Source organism: Paraburkholderia sp., assembly GCF_050742655.1.
Lineage (GTDB): Bacteria > Pseudomonadota > Gammaproteobacteria > Burkholderiales > Burkholderiaceae > Paraburkholderia.
The window spans coordinates 179,000-194,056 of the sequence record NZ_JBOIGG010000015.1; the positions used below are offsets into that span (position 1 = coordinate 179,000).

Annotated in this window: 14 protein-coding genes, 1 pseudogene and 1 riboswitch; of the genes and pseudogenes, 13 read left to right on the forward strand and 2 right to left on the reverse strand. The window is 66.2% G+C overall.

Annotated elements, in window-relative coordinates; genetic code table 11:
* Nucleotides 1–136 precede the first annotated feature (136 nt).
* Nucleotides 137–682 carry an N-acetyltransferase family protein gene (locus tag ACREXZ_RS21310; RefSeq protein WP_431766089.1) on the forward strand — a complete coding sequence of 182 codons (546 nt, stop codon included), beginning with the start codon at nt 137–139 and terminating at the stop codon, nt 680–682.
* Between the two features lie 21 nt (nt 683–703).
* On the opposite strand, the pseudogene ACREXZ_RS21315 reads toward ACREXZ_RS21310, so the two are convergent.
* Nucleotides 704–1,669 (reverse strand): annotated as a pseudogene (locus tag ACREXZ_RS21315) (gamma-glutamyl-gamma-aminobutyrate hydrolase family protein); the annotation flags it as partial.
* Nucleotides 1,670–1,956: 287 nt separating this feature from the next.
* Nucleotides 1,957–3,738 carry a cation:proton antiporter gene (locus ACREXZ_RS21320; protein WP_431766090.1) on the reverse strand — a complete coding sequence of 594 codons (1,782 nt, stop codon included), beginning with the start codon at nt 3,736–3,738 and terminating at the stop codon, nt 1,957–1,959.
* 206 nt (nt 3,739–3,944) lie between these two features.
* Between ACREXZ_RS21320 and ACREXZ_RS21325 the strand changes: the two genes are divergently transcribed.
* The 12 genes from ACREXZ_RS21325 to ACREXZ_RS21380 all read left to right on the forward strand — a co-directional run.
* Nucleotides 3,945–4,646, forward strand: a complete 702-nt coding sequence (locus tag ACREXZ_RS21325; protein ID WP_431766091.1) for a DUF2848 domain-containing protein — start codon at nt 3,945–3,947, stop codon at nt 4,644–4,646.
* 7 nt (nt 4,647–4,653) lie between these two features.
* Nucleotides 4,654–6,018 carry an MFS transporter gene (locus ACREXZ_RS21330; protein WP_431766092.1) on the forward strand — a complete coding sequence of 455 codons (1,365 nt, stop codon included), beginning with the start codon at nt 4,654–4,656 and terminating at the stop codon, nt 6,016–6,018.
* A gap of 90 nt (nt 6,019–6,108) precedes the next feature.
* Nucleotides 6,109–6,786: a GntR family transcriptional regulator gene (locus ACREXZ_RS21335; RefSeq protein WP_431766093.1), complete on the forward strand. Its 678-nt coding sequence runs from the start codon at nt 6,109–6,111 to the stop codon at nt 6,784–6,786.
* Nucleotides 6,787–6,791: 5 nt separating this feature from the next.
* Nucleotides 6,792–8,168: an amidase gene (locus ACREXZ_RS21340; protein ID WP_431766094.1), complete on the forward strand. Its 1,377-nt coding sequence runs from the start codon at nt 6,792–6,794 to the stop codon at nt 8,166–8,168.
* 93 nt (nt 8,169–8,261) lie between these two features.
* A complete protein-coding gene (locus tag ACREXZ_RS21345) occupies nt 8,262–8,771 on the forward strand; it encodes a disulfide bond formation protein B (protein WP_431766095.1) in 510 nt (169 codons plus the stop codon).
* Between the two features lie 72 nt (nt 8,772–8,843).
* Nucleotides 8,844–9,434: a type II RES/Xre toxin-antitoxin system antitoxin gene (parS, locus tag ACREXZ_RS21350; RefSeq protein ID WP_431766096.1), complete on the forward strand. Its 591-nt coding sequence runs from the start codon at nt 8,844–8,846 to the stop codon at nt 9,432–9,434.
* Nucleotides 9,431–9,913 (forward strand): RES family NAD+ phosphorylase, encoded by a 483-nt coding sequence (locus ACREXZ_RS21355; RefSeq protein WP_431766097.1) that lies wholly within the window; start codon nt 9,431–9,433, stop codon nt 9,911–9,913. Before parS ends, ACREXZ_RS21355 begins: the two co-directional genes overlap by 4 nt.
* Nucleotides 9,914–10,385: 472 nt before the next feature.
* Nucleotides 10,386–11,390 (forward strand): xanthine dehydrogenase accessory protein XdhC, encoded by a 1,005-nt coding sequence (gene xdhC, locus ACREXZ_RS21360; protein WP_431766098.1) that lies wholly within the window; start codon nt 10,386–10,388, stop codon nt 11,388–11,390.
* Between the two features lie 115 nt (nt 11,391–11,505).
* Nucleotides 11,506–12,552 carry an adenosine deaminase gene (locus ACREXZ_RS21365; protein WP_431766099.1) on the forward strand — a complete coding sequence of 349 codons (1,047 nt, stop codon included), beginning with the start codon at nt 11,506–11,508 and terminating at the stop codon, nt 12,550–12,552.
* 41 nt (nt 12,553–12,593) lie between these two features.
* Nucleotides 12,594–13,937: a guanine deaminase gene (guaD, locus tag ACREXZ_RS21370; RefSeq protein WP_431766100.1), complete on the forward strand. Its 1,344-nt coding sequence runs from the start codon at nt 12,594–12,596 to the stop codon at nt 13,935–13,937.
* 58 nt (nt 13,938–13,995) lie between these two features.
* Nucleotides 13,996–14,184: riboswitch (yybP-ykoY riboswitch) on the forward strand.
* Between the two features lie 38 nt (nt 14,185–14,222).
* Entirely contained in the window at nt 14,223–14,795 is a 573-nt protein-coding gene (locus ACREXZ_RS21375) for a TMEM165/GDT1 family protein (RefSeq protein ID WP_431766101.1), read from the forward strand.
* A gap of 122 nt (nt 14,796–14,917) precedes the next feature.
* Nucleotides 14,918–15,057 (forward strand): helix-turn-helix domain-containing protein (locus ACREXZ_RS21380; protein ID WP_431766115.1); only part of this gene is annotated, 140 nt, incomplete at its 3' end.

A 15,057-nucleotide genomic window follows, 5' to 3' on the forward strand; every position in this document is an offset into this window, starting at 1 on the left:
TGCGTATCTGTCGTTGCGCATCGTCGGTTGCGGTTGCGTTCGCGATGGAGCAGTCCGCGTCGTGCGATGCGCCGCTCCGCATCGCGGCGGTACACTTTGCGCTCGACCGCTTCGAACCTCGACTCTCCACTACCCGATGACCGCCGCTTCTACCCCCGCTTCTCTCACGCTGCGCCCGGCCACCGTCGCCGACGCGGCGCTCATCGCGTCGATTCACGCCGCGAGCTGGCAGGCCACTTACCGCGGGCTCCTGCCCGACGCGTTTCTCGACAGCGAAGTCACGCGCGAACGCTCGACGTACTGGCGCGACCGGATGAACTCGCCAGGCGCCGGGCGGCGCCTCGTGCGGATCGCCGAGCGCGCGGGCGAGGCAATCGGCTTTGTCTGCGTCGAACGGGAAATCGATGCGCCCTGGGGCGTGCTGCTCGACAACCTGCACGCACTGCCCGCGCATCAGGGCATCGGTGCGGGCAAGCTGCTGATGCGCGCCGCGCAGGACTGGGCGCGCGAACAGGGCGAATCGCAGCTGTATCTATATGTGCTCGAAGGCAACGACCCGGCCATCCGCTTCTACGAACGCCAGGGCTGGGAATTTTCCGGCGCGGAGCCGGACCACCTGGGCGGCATCGACATCACCGCACTGCGCTACGTATACCTGCTGGATCGCACGAAGGCGGGTTGAGGCAGCAGCAAAAACCCGCGCCTAGAACCGCGTCTCCCGCGCAACCCGCAGAAACGTGTCGAGCAGCGGCGTGCAGTCGAGCAGTTCGGCGCCGCCCGCGCGATGAAACTCCGGGTGCCACTGCACGCCCATCACGAACGGCGCGCGCCGGTAGCGCACCGCTTCGATGATGCCGTCCGACGCCGAGACCGCCTCGATGTTCAGATCGCGTCCGAGCGTCTTCACCGCCTGATGGTGGATCGAGTTGACGATCGCATCGCGCCGGCCGGGGAACATGTTCGCGAGTGTCGAGCCGTCAGGAAAATGCACGGCGTGGCGATGCTGGTCGTAATGCTCGCTGACATGAACGCCGGCGGTCGGGACGTCGGTGGCGATGTCCTGATACAGCGTGCCGCCGAACGCAACGTTGATCAGCTGGCAGCCGCGGCACACGCCGAGCACTGGCTTGCCCGACTCGACGAACTCGTGGAACAGCTCGAGCTCGTACATGTCGCGCACGCGGTCGCCGGGCCATTCGGGGTGCGTCGCGGCTTCCGTGTACGACTGCGGCGACACGTCCGCGCCGCCCTGCAGCAGCAGCCCGTCGAGATGCTTCGCGTAGTCGCGTAGCCGGATATTGCTCGGGTGCAGCATCCCCTGCTGGCCGACCGTTGGAATCATGAACACGATCACATCGCGCGACATCACCCAGTGCGCGACCGATTCCTCCAGATACTGCAGCGTCTTGCCGCGCAGTCCCTTCGCGCCCGGCTCCGGATGGAAGATCCGCGCGGACACGCCGATGCGCAGCGTGCGCTGCGTGATCCGCTGCCCCGCTCGATCGAACAGCTGCCGCGCACGCGCCGCGACGATGCGGCCGAATACCGACCACGCCGAATCGGTTTGCTTCAGATACGCGGGCTGCCCCGGTGGCAGCGCACTGGACGGCGGCGGACGCGATGCGTCGAAATCGGGTGGCGTACCGAAGCCCGGGGGCGGCACGCCTGCCCGAGCGGCGGCGGCTGCGACAGCCGCTTCGCCTGGCGAATCGCTTGACGCCGCCTGCACGGCGTCGCTGGAACCCGCCGCAGTCGGCGGAGTGGGAGATGAAGCAGGCCGTGAGTCAGGCTTTGAATCCGGCTGGTCTGGAGTTTTTTCGCTCATGACGTTGGCAGAGGCGCGTCTCAGCACGCGAACGAATGGACATGGCGCGATTATCCGCCAGCAGATAAGCCCGGGCAAACCGGCACACAATTGCTCACATTACCGCGATCCGGTGACGAACCTCTGCGCGATCAGCGGTCCAAGGCTTCCGGGCTTTCAGGGTCCGGCTGCTCTTCGAAGGTTTCGCGTAACGCGATCTGCATCGTCGCGTGGATCTTCACGCACCAGCGCCACAGCAGCGCGAGCAACCCCGCCGCGCAGACAAGCACTGCAACGAGCAGCCCGGTCGGCGGCAGGATGCCGCCCGACAGCGCCGCGACCAGCAGAAACACGCCGACCATCGACACGATCGGCACGAGGTCCGCGATCGCATAGCGGATCGTGCTCGTGAAGCGCCCCGCCTTCGCCGGCTGCACACCGACCTCCGCAAGCAGCAGCGCGAGCGACTTGGTCTTGCGATACACCGCGACGAGAAACGGCATCGACAGGAGCAGCGCGGCGCTCCACAGCACGACACGCTGCATCGGCTCGGAACCGAGCCAGTGCGCGATCAATCCGCTCGCGTACGGCGCGCCATACGACACGCCGAGAAAAATCGCCGCGACCAGCGCGAGATTCACCACGATCTGCAACACGATGCGCCGCGTCAGACTGAACACCGTCGGCTCGCCGCTCGCGGGCCGCAGGCTGCCGAGCCACTGCGCGTACATGCCGAACACGTTCGCGACGGTGCGCGGCATCGCGTGGCCAAGACGCTGCGTGAGCGGATCGGCTGCGCGGATCAGATACGGCGTGAACAGCGTCGTCAACGCGGACACGGCGACCGCGATCGGATAAAGAAACGCGCTCGTCACCTTCAACGTGAGGCCGAGCGACGCGATGATGAACGAGAACTCGCCGATCTGCGACACCGTCATGCCGACGCGCATCGCGGTGCGGCCGTCCTTACCTGCGAGGAACGTCCCGAGCCCGCACGACACGATCTTGCCGACGATCACCGCAGCCGTGATCACCGCGATCGGCCACGCGTAGTCGACGAGCACGCGTGGGTCGAGCATCAGCCCGATCGTGACGAAGAAGATCGCGGAAAACGCATCGCGCAGTGGCGCGATCAGATGCTCGATCCGGTGCAGGTGGCGCGACTCGGCCATGATCGCGCCGATCAGGAACGCGCCGAGCGCGATGCTGTAGTCGAGCTTCACGACCAGCAGGCAGAAACCGAAGCAGAAACCGAGCACCGACACCAGCAGCATCTCGTCGCTTTTCGAACGCGCGACGTAGTTGAGCGCGCGTGGCACGACCAGGATGCCGACCACCAGCGACACCGTCATGAACAGCAGCAGCTTGCCGAGCGTCATCAGCGCGACGCCCGCGCTCAGTTCGCCGGTCTGCGCGATGCCGGAGAGCAGCACGAGCATCGCGATCGCGAGGATGTCCTCGACGATCAGAATGCCGAACACCAGCTGCGCGAAGTTCTCGCGTTTCAGGCCGAGTTCGGACAGCGCCTTGACGATGATCGTCGTCGACGAGATCGCGAGGATCGCGCCGAGGAACAGCGAGTCCATCGGGCTCCAGCCGAACGCACTGCCGATCTCGTAGCCGATCCACAGCATCAGCACGATCTCCGACAGCGCCGCGACGATCGCTGTCGCACCGACCTTGAACAGCTTGCGCAGACTGAATTCGAGGCCGAGCGAAAACATCAGGAACACGACACCAAGTTCGCCGAGCGTCTGGATGGTCTGCTCGTCGTGGATCAGCTGAAACGGCGGCGTGTACGGCCCGATGATCACGCCTGCAGCGATGTAGCCGAGCACCACCGGCTGGTTCAGGCGATGGAACAGCACGGTGACGACGCCGGCGAGCGCCATCACGACCGCCAGATCCTGAATGAAGCCGATGCCGTGGTGCATGCGCACGCCCCTTACAAAAAGTAATCAATAAGAAGCAAATAGTAACCCACGTGGTTGGCCGGCCCATTTCAGGCGGCCTGATGGGCCACCGCTAGCCCGTTACCGGCCGTTGCAGGCCGCCAGGCATGGCCGGAATGTTTTTGACACGCTGGACGTCTGTGAAATATCACAATAATATCTGGCGCATATTCAAACGGGAGTCCGTCATGTCGCAGGTGTCGTTCAATGTCGTGAGCCGCTCGGGAACGAGCGCCGTATCCACTGTCAACACCGTCGCACTCGACCGGCTGACCATCGCCGGCTGGGCGGGCCGCGACCAGGCGGCGATCGAGCATCACATCGCCGAACTCGCGGCACTGGGCGTGAAACGCCCGTCGACGACACCGTGCTTCTACCGGCTCGGCGCCGAACTCGTGACGCAGGCCGAACAGATCGACGTGGTCGGCGTGAAGTCGAGCGGTGAAGCCGAATGCGTGCTGGTGCGCGGCGTCGATGGCGACGGCCTGCTCGTGACGGTCGGTTCCGATCACACGGACCGCGAGGTCGAGGCGTATGGCGTCACGGTGTCGAAGCAGATCTGTCCGAAGCCGGTTGCACGTGACGCCTGGTACTTCGACGACGTCGCAGACCATTGGGACCAACTGGAACTGCGCTCGTATGCAATCGCGAACGGCGAGCGGCGCGTGTACCAGCAAGGCAGCGTCGCGTCGCTGCTCGCCGCCGCCGACCTGCTCGAACGCGCACCGGTCGCGGCCGGTGCTGCGATGTTCTGCGGCACGTTGGCGGTGGAAGGCGGCATCGTCGGGATGCGCGACGGCGATGCGCTCGAACTCGAACTGCACGATCCCGTACTGAACCGCACGCTGCGCCACGCGTATCGCGTGCGCGCGTTACCCATCGTCAAATGAGAACTTGATGAGCCCCTCCCCCGTTGCCACTAAAGTGTCCGACCCGGCGTCCAGCCCGGCGTCCGCTCCGCACCCCGACGCTGAACTCGAAGCCGGCGCGCTGCGCAAGATCACGTGGCACATCATGCCGTTCCTGTTCCTCGTCTACGTGCTGTCGTATCTCGACCGCGTGAACATCGGCTACGCAAAGCTGCAGTTCACCGGCGACCTCGGGCTGTCGAACGCCGCGTACGGGCTCGGCGCGGGGATCTTCTTCTTCGGCTACTTCGTGTTCGAAGTACCGAGCAACCTGCTGCTGAAACGCTTCGGCGCCCGCGCGACGATCGCGCGTATCACGATGCTGTGGGGCGCCCTGTCATGCGCGATGATGTTCGTCCGCTCGGAGACCGCGTTCTATGTGCTGCGCTTCCTGCTCGGCATCGCGGAAGCGGGGCTCGTGCCGGGCGTCGTGCTGTATCTGACGTTCTGGTTTCCGTCCGACCGCCGCGCGCGGATGGTCGCCATCTTCATGGCCGCGATTCCGGTCGCGGGCATCATTGGCGCGCCGCTGTCCGGCTTCCTGATGTCCGCATTGCATGAAACGCACGGGCTACGCGGCTGGCAGTGGATGTTCCTGATCGAAGGCATCCCTTCGATCCTCGCCGGCTTCTGGGCGCTCGCCGTGCTACGCAACACGCCCGCCGACGCCGCGTGGCTCAGCGCCGATGAAAAGCGCGTGGTGCTCGCCCGGCTCGCGCGCGAAAACACGGCCGCCGCCGCGGCCGGCGCCGAGCACAGTCTCGCGGTCGCGCTGCGTTCGGGCCGCTTCTGGCTGCTCACGCTGATTTACTTCTGCCTCGTCACCGGCAACGCGGGTTTCTCGTTCTGGCTACCGCAGATCGTCAAGGATCTCGGCGTCACCGATCTCGTGACCAACGGCTTCGTCACCGCAATTCCGTATCTCGCGGCGGGCATCGGGATGATCCTGATCGGCCGCTCGTCGGACGTGACGGGCGAGCGGCGCTGGCACTACGCGGTGTGCTGTTTTCTCGGCGCGGCCGGACTGATCGGCAGCGCGTCGGTGACGAACTCGATTCCGCTCGCGGTGACCGGCCTGTCGATCGCGTACGTCGGCATTCTCGCGGGCTTCGGCATCTTCTGGTCGATGTCGACGACGTTCCTGCAGGGCACGGCCGCGGTCGCCGGCATCGCAGTGATCAACTCGATCGCGAACCTCGCGGGCTACGTAAGCCCGTATGTACTCGGGCTCGTGAAGGACGCGACGCACACGGTCACGTACGGGCTGCTGCTGATCGCCGGCGCGCTGATCGTCGGCGGTCTCGTGACGCTCGCGATGCCGCGCGTCAAGGTGCTGCATGGCGCAGCCCGCTAACGTTCCGTGCAGCCTGCTTTGCGGCGCCGGTCGACCTGGCGCCGCGAAGCGTTGTTCTACAATGCGGCCACACCGACCGCACCCGTTTTCATGACGCTTCAATCCCCTTCCCGCTCTGCCCGACCAGCACGGCAGAACACCGCGAGCCTCGCCGAGCAGGCCTACGACTTCGTCAAGCGCGAGATCATCACGATGCGTCTGCGCCCGAGCGAAGTGCTCAACGAAGCCAATCTGATGGCGCTGACCGGCATCGGCCGCACGCCGGTCCACCAGGCGCTGCACCGACTCGTGCACGAAGGGATGCTGACCATCATGCCGCGCAAGGGCATCATGGTGCGCCCCGTGTCGCTCGACGACGTGCTCGCGATCATCGACGTGCGGCTCGTCAACGAAACGTACTGCGTCGAGCTGGCCGCGCGCCACGCGCAGGCGCAGGATTTCGCCGCGATGCAGGCGCTGCTCGACCGCTCGGCGGTATGCGTCGCCGCGCACGACGTCGAAGGGATGATGGACATCGACCGCGAATTCCATCTGGCGATTTCGGCCGCGTCGCGCAACGCCGTGCTCGCCGATATCCTGCGCGGGCTGCACGAACGCTCGCTGCGTTTCTGGTTCATCTCGCTGTCCGAGCCGCATCATCTCGAAGACGTTCACGAAGAACATCTCGAACTGTTCCGCCTGCTGCGCGAACGCGACGCCGAAGGCGCGCGCCGCTCCGTGCAGCGGCACATCGAAGCATTCCGCGCGACCCTTTTCAACCGGATCTGAACCCCATGACCACCGAATTCACGCCCTTCCCGCCGCTCGCCCAGCTCGCCGCCGATCTCGCCGCGGGCCGCACCACGAGCCGCGCGCTCGTCGAAACCGCGCTCGACCGGATCGCCGATCCGGCGGGCCAGGGCTCGACCGTCTTCATGCACGTCGACGCGGACCACGCGCGCGCCGCCGCCGACGCGCACGACCGTCTGCGCGCCGCCGGCACCGTGCTGTCGCCGCTCGCCGGCATCCCCGTGTCGGTGAAGGACCTGTTCGACATCGAAGGCCAGGTGACGCGCGCAGGCTCCCGCGTACTCGCCGACGCGCAGCCCGCGACGACAGACGCGGTCGCCGTCGCGCGACTGAAACGCGCGGGCGCGGTGATCGTCGGGCGTACCAACATGAGCGAGTTCGCGTTCTCCGGGCTCGGGCTCAATCCGCACTACGGCAACCCGCTGTCGCCGTACCGCCGTGGCGAAGCCGGCGAAGAACGGATCTCGGGCGGCTCGTCGTCGGGCGCGGCGGCATCGGTCGCGGATGGCATGGCGGCGATCGCGCTCGGCACCGACACTGGCGGCTCGATCCGCATCCCGGCCGCGTTGTGCGGACTGACCGGCTTCAAGCCGACCGCCGACCGCATTCCGAAACAGGGCGGCGTACCGCTGTCGACCACACTCGATTCGTTCGGCCCGATCGGCGTATCGGTCGCGTGCTGCGCGCTGCTGGACCGGATGCTCGCCGGCCTCGAGCCGCGCGTGCCGGACGCACGACCGCTTGAAGGCGTGCGCCTCGGCGTGCTGACGAACTACGTGACCGACGGCGTCGAGCCAGCCGTCGCCGACGCGGTCGACGCCGCGCTCAAGCATCTGGAAGCAGCCGGCGCGATCGTCACGGAAGTGCGCTTCGCGCCGCTCGACCGCCTCGCGGAAATCAACCGCTTCGGCTTCTCGCCGATCGAGGCGTATGCGTGGCATCGTCCGCTGCTCGAACAGCATCGCGACCTGTACGACCCGCGCGTGCTGACGCGGATCCTGAAGGGTCAGCCGGCGACCGGCGCCGACTACCTCGACCTGCTCGCCGAACGCCGCGCGATGCTCGACACAGCACGCACGCTGTGGCAACGCTTCGACGCGCTGGTCGCGCCGACGGTGCCGGTGGTGCCGCCGCGGGTCGCCGGTCTGATCGCCGACGACGACGCGTTCGGCCGCACGAACGCGCTGATCCTGCGCAATCCGAGCGCGTTCAATTTCCTCGATACGTGCGCGCTGTCGCTGCCGTGCCACCGCCGCCGCGACGCGCCGGTCGGCCTGATGCTCGCGGGCGCGCCGCATGGCGACGACGCGCTGCTCGCGATCGGCCGCGCCGTTGAAGCGGTGCTGACGACGATCCGCTAGCCGCAGCGCGAAACCGGGCGGGTTCGCGCTAGAATCGCGAGCACCCGCCCGGCCGATCTGGCCGGGCTCCTCCGACCGTCACCCGATCGACCCATGAACAACGACCCCGCCGTCCTGCGCCGCGAACGCTCATTGCTCGTCCTGCTCGGTTTCATCTGCCTCGCGATGGTCGCGGGCGCGCTGTATCTGCAGTACTTCAAGCGCGAGGATCCGTGTCCGCTGTGCATCATGCAACGCTATTTCTATCTGCTGATCGCGATCTTCGCGTTCCTCGGCGCACGGCTGCGCGGCTGGCGTGGCGTGAGGCTGCTCGAACTGCTCGCGACGCTGTCCGCGGCGGCGGGCATCGTGACCGCCGCGCGTCACGTGTACGTGCAGGCAAACCCGGGCTTCAGCTGCGGGTTCGATGCGCTGCAACCGCTCGTCGACAGCCTGCCGCCAGCGCACTGGCTGCCCGGCGTGTTCAAGGTGGCCGGCCTGTGCGAAACGGCGTACCCGCCGATCCTCGGCCTGTCGCTGCCGACGTGGTCGCTGATCGGCTTCGTCGTCGCATTCGTGCCGCTGGTGCTGAGCCTCGTGCGTAACCGGCGCCGGTACGGTTGAGAGACGGGGCGCGGGATCCCGCGCCCAATCCCCTCATATGGGTTATACTGAATCCTCAATTAGGGGATTCTCATGCCTGCTGTCTCCAGAACGAAGGCTCCCGGAAAAGCGGTAAAAGTCATCGCTGGGTCCGCGCTGGAAGTGCGATCCGGTGATCACGTGCGCCATGAAGCGAACGAGCGGGACAGCGAATCGTCCCTCGTGACCGGCCACGATGACGAGCCTCACATCCAGATCACCCATTTCGGCGACGTCTATCGCGTTGGGCCGACGAGACGCATCGAATTGATCAAAAGTGGCGTGCCGGCGCAGGATGTCGCGCGCATTGCGCGCTCGATGGATCGCAGCAAGGAGCAGATCAGCAAAACGCTCGGGCTGGCTGTTTCTACCGTCGACCGGAAGGCCAAGGAGAACCAGCGGCTCACCACTGAACAGGGCGAGCGGCTGGTGGGCCTTGCGAAGCTGATCGGACAGGTCCAGACGATGGTCGAGGAATCGGGCGAACCCGACGGCTTCAACGCGGCACAGTGGCTGGCGGACTGGCTGGAACGCACCGTACCCGCGCTTGGTGGCCGGCGGCCCGCTGAATTCATGGACACGGCCGAGGGACGGGAACTGGTCTCGAAAGTGCTCGCAATGACGCAGAGCGGCGCTTACGCATGAGCGTGTCGACCCATCTGTGGCGCATCGGGACCGACACGCTGACCTACACCGCGGAAGACAGCAGCGGGGCCGGCGCCGCGTCCAGCGGCGGCCGATGGAATGCCCAGCATTCCCCGGTGGTCTACACGTCGGACCGGATTGCGCTGGCGTACCTCGAAACGCTGGTGCATTTCAAGGCGAGCGATTTGCCCCTGAACCGTTACCTCGTGAGAATCGCAGTACCGATTTCTGTATGGAAGGCGCGTATCAAACTCGACCCATCCAGACATGTCGGCTGGGATGCGGTGCCGTGGGGCAAGGTCAGCGTCGACGCCGGCGAAAAATGGCTCAAGGAGCAGAAGAGCGCGCTGCTGGTCGTCCCGTCCGTCGTTGTGCCGCAGGAGCACAACGTGCTGATCAACCCCGCACACGCGGACTCAGCGAAGATCACCTTCGAGAAAACGGAGAAGTGGCGCTACGACACCCGGCTCAAGCTTTGAACCGTGCGTAATGGCAAAACCGGCAAGACCCGCAAGCCTCTCACGCCGCGCAACTTCCGCTGTATCTGCGAATCACAGGATTGTCGGGGGCCATCGCGAATTCCTCCACGCCGATACCCCCCGGCTGATACCCCTCATTACCCGGGGGGAATATTTTCCTCGCGCGGGAGTGCTATCTTCGGAACTGGATGGCGATCTACGTGCGCGAGGCCGGCTGCGGCGCGCCCCCCTGCGTAACGCGCGCCCGGTCCGCAATGTCTTTCGCGCACTTTCGGATTCCGCCATGACAACGCCAACCATCCGCATCCCGAGCCTGAGCCAGAGAACCGTCCGCGACACCGCGGCGGCCGCGGCATCGTATCGGCTCGCATCCCTGGAGCGCTCGGGTAACGCCAGCACAGCATTTGCCAGTCCTTCGCCGCACTCACCCACTCGCCCGAACGTCTCGGGCGGTCCCTGACGGAGCACGCGGATGGAAGCCTGGTTACCCGATCTGCAGCAGCTGCTCGCGCACGGCGATGCCGTCGTGCTCGTCACGGTCGCGCGCGCCGAAGGATCGGCGCCGCGCGAAGCCGGCACGAAGATGATCGTCACGCGCGAATCGGCGAAGCACACGATCGGCGGCGGCCACCTCGAATGGAAAGCAATCGAGACCGCGCGCCAGGTGCTGAAGGACGGCATGCGCACGCCGCGCACGCGCCGGCTCGAACGCTTCGCGCTCGGGCCGAGTCTCGGGCAATGCTGCGGCGGCGCTGTCGTGCTCGCGTTCGAACGGCTCGACGTCGGCGATCTGGGCTGGGTCACGTCGCTCGCGAAGCGCCTCGCCGCCGGTCAGTCGACCGTGCGCAGCGTGTCGTTCGGCGCCGCACCGGATGCAGTGCTGCTGTCCGAACCGGAGCCCGGCGTCGAGCGCGCGGACTGTCTGCTGTGGGACGGCCCCGGCTTCGAAGCGAGCGGCGCGTTGCTGACCGAAACCATCGCGCCGCGCGACTTCGCGGTGATGCTGTTCGGCGCGGGCCACGTCGGTGCGGCGCTGGTGCGCGTGCTCGCGACGCTGCCGTGCCGTGTACGCTGGATCGATGGGCGCGACGCGCAGTTTCCTCCGCCCGGCACGCTGCACGCGGCAAACCTCACGATCGAGGCAACCGACGACCCCAACTCGCTCATCGACGATGCCACGCCACGCACCTACTTCATCGTGATGACGCACGACCACGAGCGCGACTTCGAGCTGGCCACGCGCATCCTGCTGCGCGGCGATTACGCGTTCCTGGGCGTGATCGGCTCGCACACGAAGCGCAAGCAGTTCGAGCACCGGCTCGCCGCGCGCGGCATCGATCCCGCGCAGATTGCACGGATGAAGTGTCCGCTCGGCGTCGACGGCATCGTCGACAAGTCGCCGGAGATCATCGCGATCTCCGCTGCGGCGCAGATACTGCAGGCCGTCGAGGCGAACGCGCAGCACGGCGCGCCCTGAACGCGCGGTCTTCGGTCCGCACGAGGCGCGCCGAACACCAACGGCGCGCGCTGCTTGATGCGCCGAATGCACCGAATCGAACGAACAGAACGAAACGCACCCACCCACCACGAACATGACTACGACGATCACCCCGACTCTCGCTGACAAGGTCGCTCGCGCGCCGAAGGCCGAACTGCACATTCACATCGAAGGCTCGCTCGAACCCGAGCTGATCTTCCGGCTCGCCGAACGCAACGGCGTGACGCTGCCGTTCGCGTCGATCGACGAACTGCGCACCGCGTACGCATTCACCGATCTGCAGTCGTTCCTCGACATCTACTACGCGGGCGCGAGCGTGCTGCTCACCGAGCAGGATTTCTACGACATGACGATGGCCTACGTCGAGCGTGCGCTCGACGATCACGTCGCGCACACGGAGATTTTCTTCGATCCGCAGACGCACACCGAACGCGGCGTATCGATCGACACGGTAGTCGCCGGCATCGAACGCGCGCTTGCTGAAGGCGAGCGGCGCGGGCTGTCGAGCAAACTGATCCTGTGTTTCCTGCGCCATCTATCCGAAGAAGACGCGCTCGCCACCTTCGACGCCGCGCTGCCGCTCTTCGACCGCTACCCGCACCGGCTGATCGGTGTGGGCCTCGATTCGTCGGAGCGCGGTCATCCGCCGTCGAAGTTCGAGCGTGTGTTCGCGAAGGCGCGCGCAAAGGGGCTCAAGCTCGTCGCGCACGCGGGCGAGGAAGGTCCGCCGTCGTACGTGTACGAAGCGCTCGATCTGCTGAAGGTGGATCGTGTCGATCACGGCGTGCGCAGCATCGAAGACCCGGCGCTCGTCACGCGGCTCGCCGATACGCGCGTCGCACTGACGGTCTGTCCGCTGTCGAACCTGAAGCTGTGCGTGTTCGACGATCTCACGAAGCACACGCTGAAAGCGCTGCTCGATCGCGGCGTCGCGGTCACCGTGAACTCCGACGATCCCGCGTATTTCGGCGGCTACGTCAACGCCAACTACTTCGCGACGATCGACGCACTGAAGCTCACCGACAGCGAGGTCTACACACTCGTCCGAAACAGCTTCGAAGCGTCGTTCGTCACGCCGGCCGAGCGCGACGCGCTGATCGCGCGACTCGACGCGCACTGGCACGGCTCGGCCGCACGCTGACCGGCCTTTTCCATTCCCAAATTACGGAGACAGTTTTTCCCATGACTCAAACGGCTTATCGCGCTTCCCTGCTGACCTTCACCGGCGACCCCGCGCAATCGTCCCATGCGGCGGTCTTCGACGAAGACGGTCTGCTGGTCGTCGACGACGGTCGCGTCGTAGCGACGGGCGCATATGCGGCGGTGTCGGCGCGGCTCGCGCCGGGCACGACGGTCCATGACATGCGCGACAAGCTGATCGTGCCGGGCTTCATCGATACGCACATCCACTATCCGCAGACCGACATGATCGCGTCGCCTGCACCTGGATTGCTGCCGTGGCTCGACACGTACACGTTCCCGACCGAACGCAGCTTCGGCGACCCCGCGGTCGCCGCGGACACCGCGCGCTTCTTCGTCGACGAACTGCTCGCGTGCGGCACCACGACCGCGCTCGTCTACTGCACGGTGCACAAGCAGTCGGCGGACGCGCTCTTCGCCGAGAGCGATGCACGCAATCTGCGGATGGTCGCCGGCAAGGTGCTGATGGACCGCAACTGCCCCGAGTTCCTGCGCGACACCGCGCAGTCCGGCTACGACGACAGCGCCGAACTGATCGGTCGCTGGCACAACCACGGCCGGCAGATGTACGCGCTCACGCCGCGCTTCGCGCCGACGTCGACCGAAGCGCAGCTCGAGGCGTGCACGACGCTCGCGAAGCAGCATCCGGATGTGTTTATCCAGAGCCACGTCGCGGAAAATACGGACGAAGTGAAGTGGGTGGAGAGTCTGTTTCCGGGTCACCGCAGCTACCTCGACATCTACGATCACTACGGGCTGCTGCGCCGGCGCGCGGTGTACGGCCACTGCATCCATCTCGACGACGAAGACCGTCGACGGATGGCGCAGACCGGCACGGTCGCCGCGCATTGCCCGACGTCGAACCTGTTTCTCGGCAGCGGGCTGTTCGATTTCGACAAGGCCGGTGAAACCGGCATGCCAGTCACGCTCGCGACCGACGTCGGCGGCGGCACGTCGTTCTCGATGCTGCAGACGATGAACGAAGCGCACAAGGTCGCGCGCCTCGCCGGCCATCACCTCACCGCGACGCGGATGTTCTGGCTCGCGACGGCCGGCGCCGCACAGGCACTCGATCTCGGCGACAAGATCGGCACGCTTGCGCCGGGTTCGGAAGCGGACTTCGTCGTGCTCGATCCGGCCGCGACGCCGCTGCTCGCGCGCCGCACGTCGCGGGTCGAATCGCTGGAGGAACTGCTGTTCGCGCTCGCGCTGCTCGGCGACGATCGTGCCGTGTATGCGACTTACTCGGCCGGGCGATGCGTGCATCGGCGCGACGGGCAAACGCAGCGTGCGCATCCGGTGCGCGCGGCGAAGATCGCGGCGTAATACCGCAGCACGGCTGCCCTGCCGCGGGACCGGTACGATAAAACCCCCGTGCTATACTTCGCGCTTCATTGGGGAGTAGCCGCCCCGCAGCACGCTAGCGCCACCCGTTTCACCGGGCGCACAGCGCGTGTTTCGCGGGGGCGTCTGTCAACAAACTTGGCCTTCGTGGCCATGGCAGACGCAGCCTCGGGCCTGGCGAGACCGATGATCCATGACCGCCGTCACAGGGCCCGGTGCGTCGTGGATCGTCGCTCGCACTCATCTCGGCCCGGAAGACAATCACACGTGGAACAAGCCTTTCTGATCTCAACAGGCGCAGTCGCGCTTGCCGAAATCGGCGACAAGACACAACTGCTGTCGCTCGTCCTCGCCGCCCGCTATCGCAAACCTCTACCGATCATTCTCGGCGTTCTCGTCGCGACGCTGATCAATCACGCGGGCGCCGGCGCACTCGGTGCGTGGCTCGGCTCGCTCGTCACGCCGACCATCATGCGCTGGGCACTCGCCGCATCGTTCATCGGGATGGGGTTGTGGATCCTCGTGCCCGACAAGCTCGACGACGACGAAGCGAAAGCGGCTCGCAACCGGCTCGGCGTGTTCGGTGCGACTGTGGTCACGTTTTTCCTCGCCGAGATGGGCGACAAGACGCAGCTCGCGACCGTCGCGCTCGCCGCGCGCTTCCACGACTTCTTCGGTGTAGTGGCAGGCACGACGCTCGGGATGATGCTCGCGAACGTGCCGGCGATCCTGCTCGGCGACCGCTTCGCGCATCGTCTGCCGACCAAGCTCGTGCATGGCATCGCGGCGGTGATGTTCGTCGTGCTCGGCGCGCTTGCGATCATGGGCGTCGGCATCTGACGCCGTCCGACGCCTGCGGGCCTCTTCACCGATACAGCCAATAAAAAACGGCCTCGCGGGTTCACCCCGTCTGAACTGCACCCCAAAAGTTGGACACCGATCCAACCTTTGGGGTGTTTTTCATGGCGAAGTACGGTGAGCAGTTAAAGCTGAAAGTAGTGAAGCAGTATCTGGGCGGCGCCGGTGGGACGCGGGCGCTTGCCGAGCGACACGGTATGAGTCGCTCGGTTGTGCAGCGCTGGGTGATGGCCTATGAGCAGCA